The 20,583-nt window shown below is 41.5% G+C and carries 14 protein-coding genes; 13 read left to right on the top strand and 1 reads right to left on the bottom strand.

Features of this window, described 5'->3' with window-relative positions:
- Positions 1 to 9: 9 nt before the first annotated feature.
- The 8 genes from BLS59_RS17910 to BLS59_RS17875 all read left to right on the top strand — a co-directional run bounded on the left by BLS59_RS17910 (position 10) and on the right by BLS59_RS17875 (position 11,007).
- Complete coding sequence (locus BLS59_RS17910; protein ID WP_091151127.1) at positions 10 to 1,845, top strand: RagB/SusD family nutrient uptake outer membrane protein; 1,836 nt, start codon at positions 10 to 12, stop codon at positions 1,843 to 1,845.
- Between the two features lie 18 nt (positions 1,846 to 1,863).
- A complete protein-coding gene (locus BLS59_RS17905) occupies positions 1,864 to 2,574 on the top strand; it encodes a DUF3823 domain-containing protein (protein WP_091151126.1) in 711 nt (236 codons plus the stop codon).
- Between the two features lie 128 nt (positions 2,575 to 2,702).
- Entirely contained in the window at positions 2,703 to 4,025 is a 1,323-nt protein-coding gene (locus tag BLS59_RS17900) for a glycoside hydrolase family 99 protein (protein WP_091151124.1), read from the top strand.
- A 77-nt stretch (positions 4,026 to 4,102) separates the two neighbouring features.
- A complete protein-coding gene (locus BLS59_RS17895; protein WP_143014158.1) occupies positions 4,103 to 5,251 on the top strand; it encodes a hypothetical protein in 1,149 nt (382 codons plus the stop codon).
- Between the two features lie 92 nt (positions 5,252 to 5,343).
- Entirely contained in the window at positions 5,344 to 6,330 is a 987-nt protein-coding gene (locus BLS59_RS17890) for a family 43 glycosylhydrolase (protein ID WP_205411301.1), read from the top strand.
- A gap of 25 nt (positions 6,331 to 6,355) precedes the next feature.
- Complete coding sequence (locus tag BLS59_RS17885; RefSeq protein ID WP_091151120.1) at positions 6,356 to 7,360, top strand: family 43 glycosylhydrolase; 1,005 nt, start codon at positions 6,356 to 6,358, stop codon at positions 7,358 to 7,360.
- Between the two features lie 110 nt (positions 7,361 to 7,470).
- Positions 7,471 to 9,690, top strand: a complete 2,220-nt coding sequence (locus BLS59_RS17880; RefSeq protein WP_091151118.1) for a GH92 family glycosyl hydrolase — start codon at positions 7,471 to 7,473, stop codon at positions 9,688 to 9,690.
- A 30-nt stretch (positions 9,691 to 9,720) separates the two neighbouring features.
- Positions 9,721 to 11,007, top strand: coding sequence for a glycoside hydrolase family 99 protein (locus BLS59_RS17875; protein WP_205411300.1), 1,287 nt, complete (start codon positions 9,721 to 9,723; stop codon positions 11,005 to 11,007).
- A 62-nt stretch (positions 11,008 to 11,069) separates the two neighbouring features.
- On the opposite strand, the gene BLS59_RS17870 is transcribed toward BLS59_RS17875, so the two are convergent.
- A complete protein-coding gene (locus tag BLS59_RS17870) occupies positions 11,070 to 11,987 on the bottom strand; it encodes an AraC family transcriptional regulator (RefSeq protein ID WP_091151116.1) in 918 nt (305 codons plus the stop codon).
- A gap of 338 nt (positions 11,988 to 12,325) precedes the next feature.
- Here BLS59_RS17870 and BLS59_RS17865 point away from each other — a divergent pair, with 338 nt between their 5' ends.
- The 5 genes from BLS59_RS17865 to BLS59_RS17845 all read left to right on the top strand — a co-directional run bounded on the left by BLS59_RS17865 (position 12,326) and on the right by BLS59_RS17845 (position 20,530).
- Positions 12,326 to 13,129: an SDR family NAD(P)-dependent oxidoreductase gene (locus tag BLS59_RS17865; RefSeq protein WP_091151115.1), complete on the top strand. Its 804-nt coding sequence runs from the start codon at positions 12,326 to 12,328 to the stop codon at positions 13,127 to 13,129.
- Position 13,130: 1 nt separating this feature from the next.
- Complete coding sequence (locus BLS59_RS17860) at positions 13,131 to 14,360, top strand: enolase C-terminal domain-like protein (protein ID WP_091151113.1); 1,230 nt, start codon at positions 13,131 to 13,133, stop codon at positions 14,358 to 14,360.
- A 153-nt stretch (positions 14,361 to 14,513) separates the two neighbouring features.
- Positions 14,514 to 16,169, top strand: coding sequence for a sodium:solute symporter (locus BLS59_RS17855; protein WP_091151111.1), 1,656 nt, complete (start codon positions 14,514 to 14,516; stop codon positions 16,167 to 16,169).
- 32 nt (positions 16,170 to 16,201) lie between these two features.
- On the top strand, positions 16,202 to 16,645 hold the full coding sequence (locus BLS59_RS17850; RefSeq protein ID WP_240315265.1) for an L-rhamnose mutarotase: 444 nt from the start codon (positions 16,202 to 16,204) through the stop codon (positions 16,643 to 16,645).
- A 615-nt stretch (positions 16,646 to 17,260) separates the two neighbouring features.
- Positions 17,261 to 20,530, top strand: a complete 3,270-nt coding sequence (locus BLS59_RS17845) for a SusC/RagA family TonB-linked outer membrane protein (protein WP_205411299.1) — start codon at positions 17,261 to 17,263, stop codon at positions 20,528 to 20,530.
- The last annotated feature ends 53 nt before the right edge of the window (positions 20,531 to 20,583 follow it).

Genomic DNA, 20,583 nt, shown 5'->3' with positions numbered 1-20,583 from the left:
TATCGAAATATGAAAAGTATACATAAAATAATTATAGCACTTTCTATCACTGTTGGCGCGTCGGTAACATCGTGCCAAAAGTTAGATATTGCGCCAAAAAATATATTTACAGCAGATGTTATATACAGTAGTGAGGCCGGTGTTAAATCAGTTTTAGCAACTATTTATCAAAATTTACCTATCGAGGATTTCAAGTACCGGCCAGACGGAAATGGTGATCCCCTGGGTTTTAAACATGGAGGCAACGACTGGGAAAATTTTTATAACGAGGCTGGGGTTATAGGTGAAGAAGTAGGTCCTTTTGGCGGTATGGATATTGCAGGGGGCTTTGGTTACTGGCCATATGGCGATATCAGGAACGTTAACACACTGATTGCCGAACTGCCTAAACACACAGCCGTATTAACCCAGGCAAAGGTAGACGCGCTTTTGGGGGAAGCTCACTTTTTAAGGGCCTATTACTATTATGCAATGGCTAAACGCTATGGCGGTGTGCCAATTATTCAAGTTGCCCAGGATCCCGGCGCTCCACTATCTGAGTTGCAGGTACACCGCGACAAGGAAGAGGCTGTATGGGATTTTATTGGAGCAGAGCTTGACCTGGGTTACCAGATGATGGGAGAAACCAACGACAAAGGCAGAGCTAACAAATATGTAGCGGCAGCTTTAAAATCAAGGGCGATGTTATACGCGGCATGTGTTGCCAAATATGGTTCAACAAACTTTGTTGATGGCCAGGCACGTTCGCTGGGTTTGGTAGGTATTCCTGAAAGCAAGGCAAATACCTATTTTCAGGCCGCTTATGATGCCGCCAAACTGCTTGAGGGTCATTATGAGCTGTATAACGCAAATCCGGATAAGGTACAGAACTATGTTGATCTGTTTTTGAAAGCCGACAGTAAAGAAAATATCTTCGTAAAACAGTATTCTATTGCTAACAATACTGCTCATAGCTGGGATGCTACCATGTCGCCGCGTTATTTTACAGCCAATGCGCTTTCACGCTCATACCCAACTTTAGATCTGGTAAGCCTTTGGGGCGATCTGCCGGTAACCAACGGCGATGGCACACCTAAACGTTTTAATGATCGCGCCGATCTGATGAACGGGCTTGAGCCAAGGTTATTGGCTACTATTTATTTCCCGGGTGCAACTTTAAGAGGGCTAACCTTTGATATGCAGCGGGGTATTTACCCTTCGTTCAGCGGTACAGCTGCGGCTGAGGTTGCCAAACAGCCAAACTCACGTTCGTATATACTTGCGGGCGATACAAAAACGCTTTATCAAGGCAAACAGATTATTGGCTTTACTGGTCCGTGGACAGGTGGCGATGAGCTAACCCGTACAGGTTTTTATGTACGTAAATACGTTGATTATAACAAACCACAGGCAACAGTTGACCTGAACAGAAGCGAGCAGCCTTGGATAGACATGCGCTACGCCGAAGTATTGCTGAACCGTGCCGAAGCAGCATTTGAATTAGGTAACACCGGCGATGCTGCAGTTTGCATCGGCCAAATCAGGGATCGTGCCGGTGCCAAACCCATTACAGGTGCTTTAACGCTTGACTTGGTACGCAGGGAAAGGCGCATGGAGCTTGCTTTTGAAAACCAGTACTACTGGGATTTAAAAAGATGGCGTACCGCAGATGTGGTGCTTGACCGCGCGCATTTCAAAGGACTGATGCCATATTACGTGTTTAACGAAAATAAATACATTTTCCTTGCCGAACCTGAATTATTTAACCGGGAATACACTTTCCAGAAACAGTTTTATTATGAAGGTATTCCGGGTGGCGAAATTGGCAAGAACCCTAACTTACTCCCTAATAATCCTAATTATTAAGAATTTAAAATTTAAGAGATGAAAAAACTGATTAGTATTAGTAGAATTTTAATAGGCATAGCTATACTGGCAAGTACTGCATGTACAAAAATAGATAACTATGACGGTCCTAATGCCTCGTTTCAGGGCAATCTGGTTTCTTCCGAAGGTGGCAATTTGCTTACCTCAGGCGGCAGCACTCAAATAAGGCTTCAGCAAATTGGCTGGACCAGTCCGCAAACCATCCCCAGTAAATTTGATGGCACGTTTGAGGATACCAAGCTGTTTAAGGGCAGTTATAAAATCATACCTACCGGCGGAGCTTTCTGGCCAATTTATGATACGGTAACAGTAAAAATTGATAAAGGTACCCAGCATGACTTTACGGTTACGCCATACATCGTTATCAAAAACTTTACTGCCACGCTTAATGGTACTACGTTAACCTTAAAGTATGACATTTTTGCTCCAATAGCAGCTGGTTTGCCAACTATTACAGAAGCTCAGCCATTTGTAAATACTACCAGGCTGGTAGGTGCCGGTGCTTCTATCAGAGACTTTTCTGACGCGTTTAAAGTATCGATAAACAAGGAGTATACCGATTTAACAGACGCTCAAAAAACGATGTCAATTGATGTGACCGGTATGCTACCCGGCCGAACATTTTTTGTACGGGTAGGCGTTCGGTTAAATGATAGTTATAAAAGCTATAACTTCTCTGATATCATACAGGTCGACGTTCCAAAATAATAAAACAGCAGCAGGCATATTCAAAATCGATTTATATGCCTGCTAATGTCTTTTGAAGAGAGTATTATAGGCGATACCATCAGGGTAATACCTCTGTACTTTCTTCCATAATCTAAAAAAATGTACTGATGAAAATGTTTAGGACAATACTTTTTACTTTTTTAACAACAGCATCTATATGGTCATGTGCCAAAAGCGATGCACCTGGCGATGTAATACCGCCAGATAAGCCACCGGTAACCAACCCGGGAATGGTTTATGACACCACGGGGTTAAAGTATAAATCCTACACTAATTTGGTTATGGCCGGCTACCAGGGTTGGTTTGCTGCCGAAGGAGATGGCTCAGATCGCGGCTGGTACCATTACCAGGGCAATGGGGGCTTTTATCCCGGCAATACCAATGTTGATTTTTGGCCCAACATTACCGAATATACCAAAAAGTATAAATCGCCATTCAAATTTGCCAACGGAGATGATGCCTACTTATACAGTCCGTATGATGAGGAAAGTGTCGACCTGCATTTTAAATGGATGAAAGATTATGGCATTGATGGCGTTCACATGCAGCGTTTTGTAGGTGAGATCAAAAACCCATCGGGTAAAAGACATTTTAATAAAGTACTTGCAAACGCCCTTAAAGCAGCCAAAAAATACGGCCGGGCAATTAGCGTAATGTATGATTTAAGCGGTTGCTCAAGCGCCGATGTGGCCTTTGTTGAGCAAGATTGGAACGAGTTGCTTACCACCTTTAAACTGGCTGATAATAAAGAGAACCCCACCTATTTATACCACAACGGCAAGCCGCTCGTAACTTTATGGGGTGTGGGTTTTAATGATAACAGGCGTTATACTATTGACGATGTTAGCAAATTAGTAGATAAGCTTAAAGGAACAAACAACAAATTTTCGGTAATGCTTGGTGTGCCATACTATTGGCGAACGTTGGGTAACGATACCGAAAAATCACCTTTACTGGCAGCGCTCATAAAAAAATCAGATATCATAATGCCCTGGGCTGTTGGTCGGTTTGATTCCAAAAGCTACAACGCGCAAAATGTGTATGATGATATACAATGGTGCAAGGCCAATAAGGTTGATTACGTTCCCCTCGTGTTTCCGGGTTTTACCTGGGGCAACATGCACAAGGATCCTACCATTTACAATGCTATTCCCCGCCTCAAAGGCGACTTTTTATGGCAGCAAATTGCAGGTGCAAAAAACGTTGGAGCCAAATCATTATATGTAGCCATGTTTGATGAAATTGATGAGGGTACGGCCATTTACAAAACCGCGCGTCAGGCAGATGTTCCTTTAAATGGGGATGCAGGGCTGAAATTCGTGGGAATTGAAGATGAGTTGGCCTCTGATTATTACCTATGGTTAACCGGGCAGGGAACCAAGTGGTTTCACGGCGAAAGTGGTTACAGCAGAACAAAGCCAAACAGGTAAGCTACGGTAAAAGATGTTTTTAGATAAATAAAATATTGTCACTAAACCAATTAGTAAACTTTAAAAACTTAAAGGAAATGAGATTAACTAAAGTAATGATGGTATGTTCCATCTTAGCAATAGGGCTTGCGATAGCAAGCTGCAAAAAGGAAAAGTACCAGTCACGGGATATATCGATGCTTAAACCACCGCCGCCTGTTGATACAACAACGCCGCCGGTAATTGATACATCTGTTGTAATTGATAATTGCGATAAGGCAGACGGTTGGCAGGTAGCGGGCGGAGATCCTGTTGTAGTAGCAACCGGCCAAAAAGAAGGAGCCGGTTATATTCAGGGAACAATTAAAACAGGGCAAAATTTTATGCAGTTTATTAAAACCCTGCCGGCCCCTGTTAATACAAAAGTAACCTTAACTACAGGCGAATTAAAATTCTGGTTTTATGTGCCCGATGTTTCCTTACTTAAAGTAGATGGCCAGATACAATTTAGCAGCGCCGCTGATCCGGACAATAAACGTGTAGGTTGGGGAATGGATAAGATTATCCCAACACTTAAAAATGGCTGGAACCATTTAGAACTGAAATTTACAGACGGATATCTGTCTGGAGATGGTGGTCCTGATTTATCGGCCATGAATTTTGTGAAAATTTTCTTCTGGACTGCTGCAAACGCGGCAACAGATCAAAACTTTGGCATCGATGATATCAGAGTTGCCGCTTTGCCGCCGCCACCTGATGTTGTTTTTGACAACTGCGATAAAGCCGATGGATGGCAAACTGTTGGTGATGTAAAGATTATAACACCAGGTCAAAAAGAAGGTGCTGGCTTTATTCAGAATACCATTACCAATGGCAATGATTTTATGCAGTACATAAAAGATGTGCCCACACCTGTTAACACCACCTTTACGGAAAGTACCGGAAGGTTCCAGTTTTGGTGGTATGTATCTGATGTTTCATTGCTTAAACAGGATGGTTCTATCGAAATAACCAGTTCCGGAAAATCTGATGATCATGAGTCGGCATGGGATGTAACCCCGCTTATACCTAACTTGAAAAACGGGTGGAACAAGATTACGCTTGATTTTGATAAATCTATTAAAACCAGCGATGGAGGAGCAGATTATACGGCTATTAATCACTTCCGTCTCTTCTTCTTTACAGCAGATAAAGCTCACAGCGATCTGGTTACAGGTATCGATGACCTGCGTTTCATATCAAAATAAATACAACCCAAACCCTATACCATAATTTAAACACAAATATAGCAGGGAGAGAGGCTTCTCTCTTCTTGCTTATTTAATAAACCGACTACAAAATGAATAAACATAGGTTTTTAAAAATCAGGGTTAAGATAGCCGCACTCTCATTATGTGCAGGGATGTTTACCGCCACCCAATCAATAGCACAGGAAAAAACTGCCGATACCACAAATGTAGGTAAGCCATTTGTAACTGATATATACACTGCAGATCCATCGGCCCATGTTTGGAAGGATGGCCGTTTGTATGTATATCCATCTCATGATGTTGCCCCGCCACGCGGCTGTGACCTCATGGACCAGTACCATGTATACTCTACCGATGATATGGTACACTGGAAAGATCATGGCGAAATACTGCGTGCCAGCCAGGTTGAATGGGGCAGACCAGAAGGCGGTTTTATGTGGGCACCAGATTGTGCCTATAAAAATGGTACTTACTATTTCTACTTCCCTCACCCAAGCGGTACCGAATGGAACAAGACCTGGAAAATAGGCGTGGCTACCAGCAAAAAACCGGCAAGCGGCTTTAAATCTCAAGGATATATTAAAGGGCTTGAATCTATGATAGATCCCTGTGTTTTTGTTGATGATGACGGGCAGGCTTACTTTTATTATGGCGGGGGTGGCACCTGTAAAGGAGGAAAGTTGAAAAATAATATGGTTGAAATTGACGGCGAAATGCAAAAGATGGAAGGCCTTGAAGATTTCCATGAAGCCAGCTGGGTACACAAAAAAGACGGCGTTTACTACCTGTCTTACTCAGACAATCATGATGTAAACGGTAAGCACAATCAAATGCGCTATGCCACCAGCAAAAATCCCTTGGGCCCGTGGACGTATAAAGGCATCTACATGGACCCTACAGATAGCTATACCAACCATGGTTCAATAGTAAAATTTAAAGGCCAATGGTATGCCTTTTACCATAACAGTTCATTATCTCACCAGGATTGGTTAAGATCTATTTGTGTAGATAAGCTGTATTATAATGCCGATGGTACAATTCAAAAAGTAATACCAACGGGGGCTATAAAAAAATAATACAGAGGGTATAAACCAGCCAATTATGAGTAAGAAAATAATTAACGCCCTGCTTTTGTTAACCCTGCTTATTTCAATAGGCAGCTGTTCAAAAAAAGGAGGGAGTAACAGTAACAACGTAACACCGCCACCGGTTGACGATAAGGGAGATGGATTTAAAAATCCGTTTGTTACCGGGATGTACACCGCCGATCCTTCGGCGCATGTGTGGGCAGATGGCCGTTTGTATGTATACGCCTCGCATGATATCGACCCGCCGCGCGGTTGTGATCTGATGGACAAATACCACGTATACTCAACCGATGATATGGTACACTGGACAGATCATGGGCAGATATTGCAAGCCAGTGATGTATCCTGGGGGCGGCAAGAAGGGGGCTTTATGTGGGCGCCAGATTGTGCTTACAAAAATGGCACCTACTATTTTTATTTCCCACATCCCAGCGGCACCGATTGGGGCAACACCTGGAAAATTGGCGTAGCTACCAGCAAAAGTCCGGCAAGTGGTTTTAAATCGCAAGGGTATATTCAAGGGTTAGAATCACTGATAGATCCATGTGTATTTGTTGACGACGACGGCAAGGCTTATTTGTATTACGGCGGCGGCAATATCTGCAAAGGCGGCAGGCTAAAGGATAATATGATGGAAATTGACGGCACCATGCAAACCATGCAAGGCCTTACCGATTTTCATGAGGCCAGTTGGGTGCATAAAAAAGATGGCGTTTATTACCTTTCATACGCTGATAATTTTAACGAGGCGGGTAAACATAACCGCATGCGTTATGCCACCAGCAGTAACCCATTAGGTCCCTGGACATACCGCGGCGTTTACATTGACCCAACCGATAGCTTTACCGACCATGGCTCAATAACCGAATATAAGGGACAATGGTACGCGTTTTATCATAACAGCTCGCTTTCTGGTAATGATTGGCTGCGGTCTATCTGCGTGAATAAACTTTATTATAATGCCGATGGCAGCATAAGAAAAGTGATACAGACAGACCTTAACGGCCAAAAAAAGTAGAGAATTAAAATAGCGGCTGTATCTTGTACCGCCGTTGCTATTGGGTTGCAAAAGGCAAAAAAAATTAAATGAACAAGTCAGTATCAAATGCTGATGTATTTTAAAAATGTATGATTAAACTATGTAAAAACCGAGTGCCGGTATTGTTGTTTTTGTTAACATGCTGCATATATATCCCTGTTATGGCGCAGCAAAACGCAGGGAAGGGTAACCTAAAATATGTCGATCCGTTGATAGGCAACGTTGGGCAGTTACTGGAGCCTACACGCCCAACGGTACAATTGCCTAACCAAATGATGCGGATGTATCCGGTACGGAAGGATTACCTTGATGATCAGATCTCCAGTTTTCCACTGCTCATCGTTTCGCACCGTTTGGGCGAAGCCTTCTCCATGAAACCATCTGTGAAAAAGATAGCAGAGGCAAGTTTCCAGCAAAAAATGACCTATGATCATGACCTGGAAGTTACCCGCCCCTGGTATTATTCCACCTATCTTGTTGATGATGATATTACAGTAGAGTACACGCCCGGTAAAAAAACGGCAATCTATCGTTTTGAATTTCCCGAAAAGGCAGAGAAAAATATCCTGTTCAACTTTTATAATGATGAAAATGCGCAAATCAAATTCACATCAGATAAGGAAATAAGCGGGTACGAAATTTATCACGATGATATTAAAATATACCTGTACGGTGTATTTAGCGAAAAGGGAAATGTTGGTGCAAATCCATCAGCAAAAGCTTATATAAGTTTTGGTCCGTCCGCTTCAAAAAATATCGAGTTTAGATACGCGGTTTCATTTGTTAGTGCAGAGCAGGCTAAAAAGAATTTCAGTAATGAATTAAGCGGCACCACCTTCAATCAGCTTAAACAAGCCGGCGAGGATGCATGGTATAAGGTAATGAGCCAGATAAACGTTACCGGCGGCACCGAAGCGCAAAAACGCAGCTTTTACTCGGCCCTGTACCGTTGTTATGAAAGACCGGTTGATATTTCTGAAGATGGTAAATACTATAGCGGTTTCGACAAAAAGGTACATGAAAGTAAGCGCACATTTTATGTAGATGATTGGACCTGGGATACTTACCTGGCACATCACCCATTGCGTACTATTCTTGATCCTGCCAAAGAAAGTGATATCCTTAACTCCTACGTAACTATGTATGAGCAGGGGGGCTGGGTCCCAACATTCCCTGTCCTGTTTGGTGATCATGCCTGTATGAACGCTTTCCACTCCACGGTAATGTTTACGGATGGTTATAATAAAGGCATTCGTGGCTTTGATACTTTAAAAGCTTATGAGGGCATGGTTAAAAACGCTACACAGGCAACTATGCTGCCCTGGAAAAATGGCCCCAAAGGCCCGTTGGAAGATTTTTATTATGACAAAGGATATTTTCCTGCCCTTCATCCCGGTGAAAAGGAAACCGATCCTAATGTAGAGTCGTTTGAAAAACGCCAGGCAGTTGCGGTAACGTTAGGTGCCAGTTATGATGATTGGGCACTTGCGCAATTTGCCAAAAAACTGGGCAAAACCGCCGACTTCGAAAAATTCAGCAAAAGAAGCCAGAACTATAAAAATCTTTGGGATAGTAAAACAATGTTCTTTATGCCAAAGGATGCCAAAGGTGATTTCATTAACATCGACCCTAAATTTGATGGTGGCATGGGGGGGCGTGATTATTACGATGAAAACAACGGCTGGACGTACATGTGGCAGGTGCAGCACGATATACCCGGTCTTATTAATTTGATGGGAGGCAAGGAAAAATTTGAAGGCAGGCTTGACCAATTATTCCGCGAAGGTTTGGGCCGGAGCAAGTACGAATTTCAGGCTAAATTTCCGGATGTTACAGGTATAGTAGGTCAGTTTTCTATGGGTAACGAACCAAGTTTCCATATTCCTTACCTGTACAACTACACCGGTTCGCCATGGAAAACTCAAAAGCGTGTTCGTTTTTTGCTTGATGTATGGTACAAAGACAACATCTTCGGTATTCCTGGCGATGAAGATGGCGGCGGTATGACGGCTTTCGTTGTATTCTCGTCAATGGGTTTTTATCCGCTTACGCCCGGTAACCCGGTTTACACAATTGGTAGTCCGCTGTTTGAAAAAACAACCATCGATTTGCCAAATGGTAAACAATTTAAACTTGTTGCCAAAGATTGCTCGGTACAAAATAAGTATATCCAAAGCGCTAAGCTTAATGGTCAGGTACTTGATACACCTTGGTTTAGTCATGCACAGTTAATAGCCGGTGGCGAGTTGGAGCTACAAATGGGACCAAAACCAAACAAGCAATGGGGAATAAATAATAACACAAATTAGATAGTTACATAACCAGATAACACTAAAATTATGATGAGGAAAACGTTTAAGTCGCTGTTAATAATAACGATGTTCGGGATAGCTTTTGGCTGTTCAAAAAAGAAAGATACAGGCGCAGGGGGCACAGATCCAGTTGTACCCGTAACCCCCGGCGATGGTATAGACCATACGCCATCGCCGGTAGGTGATGTGGTTGGTAAAGTGGTAGTTGGTTACCAGGGATGGTTTGCCGCAATTGGTGATGGCTCGCCAATTAACAGGTATTGGCATTGGTCAAATACCTGGGAGCAAAAACCATCGCCAACAAATACCGCTATACATGCCTGGCCGGATGTGCGTGATTATACCACCACCTTTCCTACAGATTATGAAAACTTAAATAATGGTCAGCCAGCCAATGTGTTTTCGTCATTTACAGATCAAACGATTAATACACAGTTTAAGTGGATGAAAGATTATGGCATTGATGGCGCCGCATTGCAACGTTTTAATCCGAGTGGATTAGAAGGCCCGGTACGCGATGCAATGGCGGCCAAAGTAAAAACAGCAGCTGAAGCCAATGGCGTAAAGTTTTACATTATGTATGATGTAAGCGGCTGGACAAATATGAAAACCGAAATGGAAGCCGACTGGACAAATAAAATGTCGGTATATACTTCTTCATCTGCTTATGCTAAACAAAACGGTAAGCCTGTGGTGTGTATCTGGGGTTTTGGTTTTAATGACAGTAACCATGCTTTTTCTGCAGACGATTGTGTTGCTGTGATCAAGTGGTTTCAAGGTAAAGGTTTATACGTTATAGGTGGCGTACCCACAAACTGGCTGAAACAGGAAAGTGATTCGCGCCCGCAATTTTTAAGTGCCTATAAACAGTTTGATATGTTATCGCCATGGATGGTGGGCCGCATTGGCAATGCCAATCAGTCAGACGGTTTTTTCGTGAATACAAACAAAGCCGATCAGGCTTATTGCAATGCTAACGGTATTGATTACCAGCCTTGTATACTCCCCGGCGATCTTGGCGCACACCAACGTGCCCATGGTGACTTTATGTGGAGGCAGTTTTATAACATGACCCGTCTTGGGGCTCAAGGTATCTATATATCTATGTTTGATGAATATAATGAGAGCAACCAGATTGCAAAAACTGCCGAAAGTCAGGATTTTGTACCCAAAAACTCCGGCTTTGTATCATTGGATGAAGACGGGACAAAATGTTCGTCAGATTATTACCTGCGCTTAACGGGTGATGGTGCAAAGATGTTCAAAAAAATCACTCCACTTACAGCAACCAGGCCAACCAGCCCAATGTTGTAAGCAATAAATTAAACGCAAAAAGGCCTCTTCATTGAAGAGGCCTTTTTGCGTTTAAGCTAATATCAATTCAATTTAAAATCATCATTTTTTGTAGATAATCTATATTCGTTTGGCGATATACCGATGTGACTTTTAAACAGTCGTGAAAAGTAAAATTGGTCTTCGTAACCCAGCTCCCTGGCTACTATTTTAATCTTGGTATTCTCTGTTTTTATTAAATAGCATGCCCTTTGCATTTTTAAATGGATAAAATAATCAATCGGGGGCATACCAACAGCGTTGCTGAAAAATTTAGAAAAATAGGACGCTGACAACAAATTTAGGTTAGCCAGATTTTCGACAGTTAGTTTTTCATTAATGTGCTGACGCATATAAGCAATCGTTTCGCTAATGATATTCCTGCTATGGCTTTGCTCACCCGATTCCATATTGTTTTTGTAAAACAGGAAACTGGATAACAAAGGATAGATCAAAAAACTCGCATTAATCATATTTTCATTACTGTAACCCATCTCAAATGTTTCATATATGTTTTGCCAAACAGCAATTGCCTTTTCATTAAACGGAACCTGTACCGGGCCTTTGCTGATACTTAATTTAAGCGATTTATTAAACTCGGCAATGTTTTCGCCGGTAAAATGGATCCAGTAGATGGTCCACGGATCAGTCCTGTCGGCCCAGTAACGCATATATTTATCAGTGGCCGGCACCATTATAAACTGGTTAGATTTTATTTCAAAATGGGTTTGGTCAACAATAAAATTGCCCTTCCCCTGCAGGCAGTAAATCAAAATATTATCCTCGCATCCTTTGCGGCGTTCCCGGTAATGAAAGGAGGCCTTGGGAAAATAACCTATGTGCGTAACATAATTTTGCAGCAGCGCGGGATAAGTTGTTTTTGCTGTTTTAATAACTTTTTGGGGTATACTAATCAGTTTTTCTCCCACAAATCCATCACGTCTTTTGCTATTATCTTTCATGGGTATGCAAAATTTCAGGTGTTAAAAAAGTGTATTTTGGTTTATTGGCGGTGCTATTATAGGTAAAACTATTTGTAAAAACAACGATTTTGGGTGCGCAGCTAATGATATAATACATTATTTGGCTTTCACTAAATTAGTGCTGTTCAAATAGGCGAATAATCCATTTAAATAAAAGTATCCCCTATTATAATATATGAATTTGGCGCTTACATTTGGTTTGTTCGCAATAACCAATGTAACCGGGTTCTTAATTTTTAAAAAGTGAAATCTGTGGCAGTATAAACCCAAAGTTTAAGCGCTATAGGGTTTTGCGCCTTACTTCAACTACAAAATATATGCTATTAAGTGATAAAGTTGTCTTTTTAACCGGCGGTACGGAGGGTATTGGCTTGGAGTGCGCCAAAATATACAGCGCCGCAGGAGCAAAAATTTCTATAATTTCAAATTCGACCCAAAGTATAAATGATGCTCAATCAAAGTTGTACGGGGATGGTATCCTCTATTTAAAAGCCGATGTATCTGTAGCGGCCGATATAAAACAAGCCATTGCAGAAACGGTTGCTTTTTTTGGAAGGATAGATGTTATTCACAATAATGCCGGTATATCTAATCCATCAAAAGCGGTGCATGACACTACCGAAGAGGAGTGGAATGCCCTTTTTGATGTGAACGTAAAAGGCGTATACAACACTACCCGTTTTGGGATAGAGGAGTTGAAGAAAACAAGGGGAAATATCCTGAATACAGGCAGCCTTGTTGGCGATATAGGGCAGGAGATACATGCAGCTTACAGTGCCACAAAAGGAGCTATAAGTGCGCTAACAAAATCAATGGCTTTGGATTATGCCCCCTATGGTATAAGAGTTAATGCCGTAGCACCAGCAGGTGTTTGGACGCCAATGCTTAGGGTATGGAGCCAGCAACAGCCGGATGCGGCCTCAATAGAAAACTATCTGGATGATATTCATGCGCTGGGCTACTGCCCCGAGGGAGATGTGGTAGCCGATGCCTGTCTGTTCCTGATATCTGAACAAGCACGCTTTATTACTGGTTGCATTTTGCCTGTAACCGGTGGAGCCGAGCTTGGCTATCGCAGGGTGATCAATCAAACTATCCAGGAAAAGTCAGATCTGATATAAGATGATAAAAAATATACAAGTTGATGATATGCGGTACGCCCTTGATGGCGCGGCCGGAAGCGATGCCATACATACCGATCCGGTTTATTCTTATGCGGTAACCCGTTTATTTGATGATTGCGGCATAACAGGTGTTGGTTTTGCCTTTACCCTTGGTGAAGGTAACGACCTTGTTTGCAAAGCCGCCCAATATTATGCCGAAAAGTTAAGAGGTAGAGATATTGAGGATACGATGGCCAACTTTGGCGAATTGTTTAAACAACTCTCAAACGACCAGCAGTTCAGGTGGCTTGGGCCTCATAAGGGCGTGGTGCACCTGGCCCTGGCCTCGGTAACCAATGCTTGTTATGATCTTTGGGCAAAAAAACGCGGCGTTCCGCTTTGGAAACTGCTGAATGACCTATCACCCGAACAAGTTGTTGCAACGTTGGATCTTTCTTATTTGGAGGATGAGCTTACCCATAGTCAGGCTATACAGATGCTAAGTGTACAGCAAGCAACAAAAACACAACGCGAAGCAATCCTGCAACAAGGGTATCCTGGCTACGATACTTCAATAGGCTGGTTCAATTACTCTGACGAGAAGGTGCGCGAAAACTGCAAGATAGCATTGGCTGAAGGGTTTACAGCTATGAAACTAAAAGTAGGTTCTGCCGATCCCGAAAGAGATATCCGCCGGGCGCATATTGTACGGGAAGTAGCGGGAGATAGTGTGAAGGTAATGCTTGATGCTAACCAGCAATGGAACCTGCCGCAGGCCATAGCTATCTGTAAGGATTTGAAAGAGATGAACCCTTATTGGATAGAAGAACCAACTCATCCGGATGATGTGCTGGCACATAAAACACTGGCCGATGCTATAGCACCCTTAAAGCTTGCATTGGGCGAGCATGTACCTAATAAAATCATCTTTAAAAATTACCTGCAAACAGGCAGTGCATCATTTATCCAGGTTGATGCTGTAAGGGTAGGCGGGGTTAGTGAATTTATAACGGTAAGCTTGCTATGTAAAAAGTATGGTATACCCGTGGTTCCGCATGTAGGCGATATGGGGCAACTGCATCAGCACCTGGTATTGTTTAACCACATATCGGTAGGGCATGAGGCGTTATTTTTAGAACACATCCCGCACCTGCAAAAGCACTTTGTAAACCCGGTTAAAATAAGCAATGGCGTATATATAACACCCCAGGAACCCGGCAGCAGCTGCGATTTGAAAGCATTGCAATAAATAATATAACATGAATATTCCCTTAAATCAAGAGTATTTGAATTCAACACTTAGGGTTTTAGAATTTAAAAATCAGGATTTAGAGGTTAGAATTAGGATCTAGAATTTATTATTTAGGATTTAAAGTTTTAGCATTTAGTATTTTCAACATAAATGATACACACACCCGATCTGATCATTAGTGCCTTGTACATAGCGGTAATTTTTATTATCGGTTTGTGGTCGGGTATTCGTCATCAGCGTAAAACAAAAAACAATAACAACGAGGCTGGTGAATATTTTTTAGCCGGAAAAAAGCTGCGCTGGCCAATGATAGGCCTGGCTTTGTTTGCTACAAACATTTCCTGTGTGCATTTGGTAAGCCTTGCACAAAGCGGTTTCGACACCGGTTTGCTTAACGGCGATTTTGAGTGGATGGCAGCGTTTACGTTAATTCTGCTGGCGTTGTTCTTCGCCCCATTCTATATCAAATCTGGCGTATCAACCCTGCCCGACTTTCTGGAAAAACGTTACGACCGTGCCAGCAGGGATTGGCTTGCCATTATCTCAGTAGTATCTGCTGTGCTTATCCATATTGCATTTTCGTTACTGGCTGGTGGTATTGTGTTACATACCTTGTTTGGGGTTGATATGTATACCAGTGTTATTGTAATATCGGTAATTACTACTATTTACACTGTAGTAGGGGGGTTAACGGCTGTAGTTGTTACCGAATCTATTCAAACTGTAGTGCTTTTGGGCGGTGCTATTATCATGAGTTTTGCTGCCTACCATAAAATGGGTGGCTGGGAACCGATGGTTGAGGTATTAAAGAATACCGGTGAGCTAAATAAACTATCCATGCTACGGCCGCATGGCGATTCCAGTGGTATGCCCTGGTACGCGGTGTTTCTGGGTTATCCGGTACTGGGTATCTGGTATTGGTGTGCCGATCAAACCATTGTACAGCGGGTGTTGGGTGCTAAGGATGAGAACCATGCAAGGGTCGGGCCGCTATTTTGCGGGTTTATAAAAATATTACCGGTATTCATTTTTGTGATGCCCGGCTTGTTTGCCTATACTTTGGCGCATAGCGGCCATTTAGATATATCGGCCTTAAAAAGCGTTGTTGATGGTAAAGAAGTAGTAAACAGTAAAGGTATTTATACACTGATGATCACCCAACTGATCCCGCCGGGATTAATAGGGGTATTAGTAGCAGCGCTGTTATCGGGTTTAATGAGTCAGATCTCCGGTGCATTAAATTCCATATCAACTATTGTAAGCTATGATATTTACAAAAGGTATAAACCAGCGGCAACCGACAAAAAATTGGTAAGTGTAGGTAAAATAGCTGCCGGCGTATCGTTGGTAGTATCCTTACTGCTGCTTCCGCTGCTTAATAATTACGAAAGTATATTTAACGGGCTAAATGATATCATTGCCCACATTGCACCACCCATTACCTGCGTGTTTTTATTAGGGGTGTTTTGGGAAAAAGCGTCGGCTTTATCTGCTAAATATACTTTGTGGGTTGGTTCGGCTATAGGTGTTGCTGTTTTTGTTATAGGCAAAGTTGCCCCGGCAAGTTTTATAGGGCAAATACCTTTTATGATGATGGCTTTTTACCTTTTTGTTGTTTGTTTAATTATGCAGATCGGCCTGTCGTTCCTGTACCCGGTACACCACACAGCAGAAAGTGCAACCTTGTACTGGAAATCACCCTGGGAGCCATTACGTGGTAAGGCTTGGAGTGGGTTGGGTAATTATAAGGTGCTTTCGGTATTGTTGATTTTTATAATGGTTGTACTGTTTTGGATTTTCAGATAATTTTAAAGTTAAATATTATGCGTCCAATAAAAATGCTTCTCGTAATCATGTCTGCCTGCTGTATCGGCTTTGCTGCATGTAACACCAAATCGCCAGAAAGCAAAAAAGTTACTACTGCTATTGCTGATTCTTCTAAGGTTCAACGGTTTGGCATGGTAACCGGTTTAAAGCCCGAGAAGATGGAGTATTATAAGAAACTACATGCCAATGCATGGCCGGGCGTATTAAAAAAAATAAAGGAAAGCAATATTCGTAACTACTCTATCTACATTCAAAAAATAGAAGGTAAATACTTTTTATTTAGCTATTTTGAATATGTAGGTACCGATTTTAAAGGCGATATGGCAAAAATGGCAGCCGACACTACAACCCAGCGCTGGTGGAAAGAAACCGACCCAACTCAGACCCCGCTTCCTGAAGCCAAGGCTCAGAAACAACAATGGCAAAATATGGAACAGGTGTTTCATACCAATTAATGGCATTGGTACCTACCTATTAAAACGGCAAATTCAAAAGCTCATTCGTGTAGATTGTAAGTACGAACAATTTGGCGGTCGTTAAAAATGATACATTATTACATCGTTACCACATATTAACGGAATTGCATCAAAACAAGCCGATTGTTTTTTACTAAAATAATTTAGGTACTGTCAATTTTACAATTATCGCATCTGAATGAGTGAATTGTTAAAATATAGGTGATATATAGCTTGAAAAAAATGTACAAATAAACAGTATAATCCATCAAGAAAAAAGATTTATCCATTTTAAAAGGCCTCCATCTATAATAGATTTACTAAACCAATTAATACTAAACAAATTATAGACTATGCGAAAAAAATTACTTTATCTCACCGATAGGTTCTAAAAAGCCTTGACCGTGAAAAGGTTAACACGATTGCTTTATTAATAAGCAAATTGGTATTGTTAACTACCGGTCTGGTAAAAGCCAACATTTGTAACCTTATAAAAACACGACCTTATAACAGGACGTTGCGGAGCTGTATTTTCTTTTTTTGCCATGGATATTTATAAACCAGAAATTATATCCTCTTATATATTTTAAAACCAGTTTAAACCAATAATTAATTATGAGAAAATTTTACAATGTGTATCAACGCTTTTTAGTGTTGAAAATCCCTTACAACTTGTTAACCATCGCTTGTATGCTGGTTTTTTTGTTGTTGGGGTTTGCTAATCATGCAAATGCGCAAAGCTCAGGAAAGGTAACCGTAGTAGGTACCGTTACCGATTCGCTTGGCGTAGCAATAATTGGAGCTAACGTGGCGCCTTTAGAGAAAAAAGGCCAAACTACTGTTACTGACGGTAATGGTAAGTTTATACTTGACGTTGAACCCGGTACAGTTTTAAAAATTACTTATGTAGGTTATCTTGAAAAACACATTACTATAACCAACCAAAAAGTAGTAAAAATTATATTAAGCGAATCAAGAAGCCAGGCCGATGAGGTAGTGGTAACCGCTTATAGTCGCAAGCAAACGCGTGAGGCTATAGTAGGCTCTGTTACCACTGTAAAGCCCGCAAATTTAAAAATACCTGCAAGTAACCTTACCAATGCATTAGCAGGGCAGGTTGCGGGTATTATTGCTTATACGCCAAGCGGTCAGCCAGGTCAGGATAATTCCCAATTCTTTATCAGAGGGGTAACTACATTTGGTTACAAACAAAGCCCGTTGATTTTGATAGATAACGTTGAGTTAACGGCAAATGACCTTGCCAGGTTAAACGTGGATGATATTGAAAGTTTTTCGATATTGAAGGATGCGAGTGCCACAGCTTTATACGGTGCCCGTGGTGGTAACGGCGTTATCCTGGTTAAAACTAAAGAGGGTAAGGCTGGTAAAGCACAAATTAGTGTAAGGGTTGAAAACGCAAGATCACAGTCTGCCAAAAGCCTTCAGCTTGCAGATCCTATTACTTACATGAAGCTTTATAATGAGGCAACTGTTACACGTAACCCATTGCTTGCGGTGCCGTTCACTGCTAATAAGATAGCAAATACCGAAGCTGCACTAAGGGGCGACCCGGGAAGTAACCCTTACGTTTATCCTGCCGTTGACTGGATGAAATTGTTGTTTAAAGATCATACCGATACACAACGTGGTGATATTAGCTTACAAGGTGGTGGCGGTGTTGCCCGCTATTATGTTGCCGGTTCATACAGTAATGATAATGGTATATTAAGAACAGATATCAGGAACAACAATAACAATAACGTTAAATTTACAAATTACCAGTTACGGTCAAACGTAAATATTAATGTGACTGAAAAAACCGAGTTGGTTGTTCGTTTATCAGGTACATTTAGCGGATATAATGGTCCTCAAACTGCCGATGGTGGTTTTTCGACAGACCTTTATAACGAAGCAACACATACAAGCCCTGTTTTGTTCCCGGCTTATTTTGCACCGGATTCTGCCAATTTGAATGTGAAGCACATTCTTTTCGGTAACGTTTTGGGATCAAGTGCCAACTCTGTACAAACTCGTAACCCATATGCCGATTTATTAAAAGGGCATAAAAACTCAAATGAATCAAGATTGCTTGCGCAATTGGAGTTAAATCAAAATTTAGATTTCGTAACCCAGGGTTTAAATTTTCATGGTATTTTTAGTACCAACCGTTATGCATATTTTCAGTCGGATATGTCATACGGCCCTTATTACTATAATGTAAAAACATATGATAAGGCAAGTAATCAATACACCTTAAATTGGATAAACTCTCAACCCGGCCAGGCGCAGGAATATCTTGGTTATAACAGGGATATTGGATCAGACAATTTGCAAACACAGACTTACCTACAGGGTGTATTAGATTATAGTCGCACTTTTGCAAAAAATCATACCATAAGCGCTGCTTTAATTGCCACTGCGCAGCAGCAAATTTTTTCTAATAATAAAGATCCTGATCTGAATCAGTATACCTTGCAATACTCGTTACCTTACCGTAATGAAACTGTTGCAGGTCGTGCAACCTATTCCTACAAAAACAGATATTTTTTAGAGTTTAACTTTGGTTATAACGGTACCGAGCGTTTCTCTGATCAGCACAGGTTTGGTTTCTTCCCAACTATCGGTGGTTCATGGATCGTGTCTGAAGAGAAGTTCTGGGGCGATCTGTATGACGTATTTAGTCGTGTAAAAGTAAGGGCAAGTTACGGTTTGGTAGGTAATGACCAGATCAGCAACCGTCGTTTTTTCTACGTTTCTGACGTAAATCTGAATGGTGGCGGCGGCGCTTCTTTTGGTACAGATAACGCCTACTCACATGGTGGGGTTGCCATTAATAACTATGAAAATGATGATGTAACCTGGGAAAAATCAAAACAGCTTAACTTAGGTTTGGAGTTTACCTTTCTTAAGAACTTTAATGTAATTGCCGAGGTTTATAAGAACGATAAGTATGATGTGTTACAAAACCGTAGCAACATACCAACAACAATGGGTTTAGAAGCGCCTATATCGGCCAATATTGGTAAAGTTCAATCAAAGGGTATTGATTTATCACTTGATGGTAAAACAAGCATAGGCAGGGATGGCTTTTTCTCTGCAAGAGCAAACTTTACTTACACTGCCAATAAATATGTGCAATATGAAGAGCCAGATTATGCAGAAAAATATCGCCTTTTAACCGGCCAGCCGCTTAACCGCGCCTATGGCTATATTGCAGATCGTTTATTTGTTGATGACGAGGAAGCAAAAAACTCACCAACACAAATCTTTAGCACAGGCGGGTTTGCACCACAAGGCGGCGATATAAAATACCGCGATTTAAACGGCGATGGTAAAATTGATGGTGCCGACCAAACATTTTTAGGCGATCCAAATATCCCGCAAATTGTATATGGTTTTGGAGTAAGCGGGGGGTGGCATAATTTCGACCTTTCTGCATTTTTCCAGGGCCAGGCAAAAGTTTCATTCTTTATTGATCCGGCAAGAACAAGTCCTTTTATTCAAAGTCCTGATAATCAATTTAATGGCAATACGCAATTGCTGCAGGCCTATGCCGATAACCACTGGTCAGAGGATAATCAAAATTTATATGCCTTATATCCAAGGTTAGGTATTAACGGTGCCATAATTGAAAACAACAGGCAGCAAAGTACCTGGTGGATGCGCGATGGAAGCTTTCTGAGGTTAAAATCGGTGGAGTTTGGTTATTCCCTGCCAGACAAGATCGCTAAAAGTTTAGGTGTGAAAAAAACCCGTATTTATTTCAATGGGTTAAATCTGATTACCTGGAGTCCGTTTAAATTATGGGATCCGGAATTGGGCGGCAATGGATTTGCCTATCCTATACAGAAGGTATTTAACCTTGGACTAAACGTTTCTTTATAAAATTAACTGATGATTACTTTTAAAAATATGAAATCATATTACAAATATTTATG

Origin of the sequence: Mucilaginibacter pineti, from assembly GCF_900101875.1 — a bacterium.
Classification (GTDB): domain Bacteria; phylum Bacteroidota; class Bacteroidia; order Sphingobacteriales; family Sphingobacteriaceae; genus Mucilaginibacter; species Mucilaginibacter pineti.
This window is presented reverse-complemented; position numbering and strand designations above follow the sequence as displayed.

Coding starts and splice junctions, on each gene's coding strand:
- BLS59_RS17910 (WP_091151127.1), top strand. CDS start 10: ATGAAAAGTATACATAAAATAATTATAGCACTTTCTATCACTGTTGGC.
- BLS59_RS17905 (WP_091151126.1), top strand. CDS start 1,864: ATGAAAAAACTGATTAGTATTAGTAGAATTTTAATAGGCATAGCTATA.
- BLS59_RS17900 (WP_091151124.1), top strand. CDS start 2,703: ATGAAAATGTTTAGGACAATACTTTTTACTTTTTTAACAACAGCATCT.
- BLS59_RS17895 (WP_143014158.1), top strand. CDS start 4,103: ATGAGATTAACTAAAGTAATGATGGTATGTTCCATCTTAGCAATAGGG.
- BLS59_RS17890 (WP_205411301.1), top strand. CDS start 5,344: ATGAATAAACATAGGTTTTTAAAAATCAGGGTTAAGATAGCCGCACTC.
- BLS59_RS17885 (WP_091151120.1), top strand. CDS start 6,356: ATGAGTAAGAAAATAATTAACGCCCTGCTTTTGTTAACCCTGCTTATT.
- BLS59_RS17880 (WP_091151118.1), top strand. CDS start 7,471: ATGATTAAACTATGTAAAAACCGAGTGCCGGTATTGTTGTTTTTGTTA.
- BLS59_RS17875 (WP_205411300.1), top strand. CDS start 9,721: ATGATGAGGAAAACGTTTAAGTCGCTGTTAATAATAACGATGTTCGGG.
- BLS59_RS17870 (WP_091151116.1), bottom strand. CDS start 11,987: ATGAAAGATAATAGCAAAAGACGTGATGGATTTGTGGGAGAAAAACTG.
- BLS59_RS17865 (WP_091151115.1), top strand. CDS start 12,326: ATGCTATTAAGTGATAAAGTTGTCTTTTTAACCGGCGGTACGGAGGGT.
- BLS59_RS17860 (WP_091151113.1), top strand. CDS start 13,131: ATGATAAAAAATATACAAGTTGATGATATGCGGTACGCCCTTGATGGC.
- BLS59_RS17855 (WP_091151111.1), top strand. CDS start 14,514: ATGATACACACACCCGATCTGATCATTAGTGCCTTGTACATAGCGGTA.
- BLS59_RS17850 (WP_240315265.1), top strand. CDS start 16,202: ATGCTTCTCGTAATCATGTCTGCCTGCTGTATCGGCTTTGCTGCATGT.
- BLS59_RS17845 (WP_205411299.1), top strand. CDS start 17,261: ATGAGAAAATTTTACAATGTGTATCAACGCTTTTTAGTGTTGAAAATC.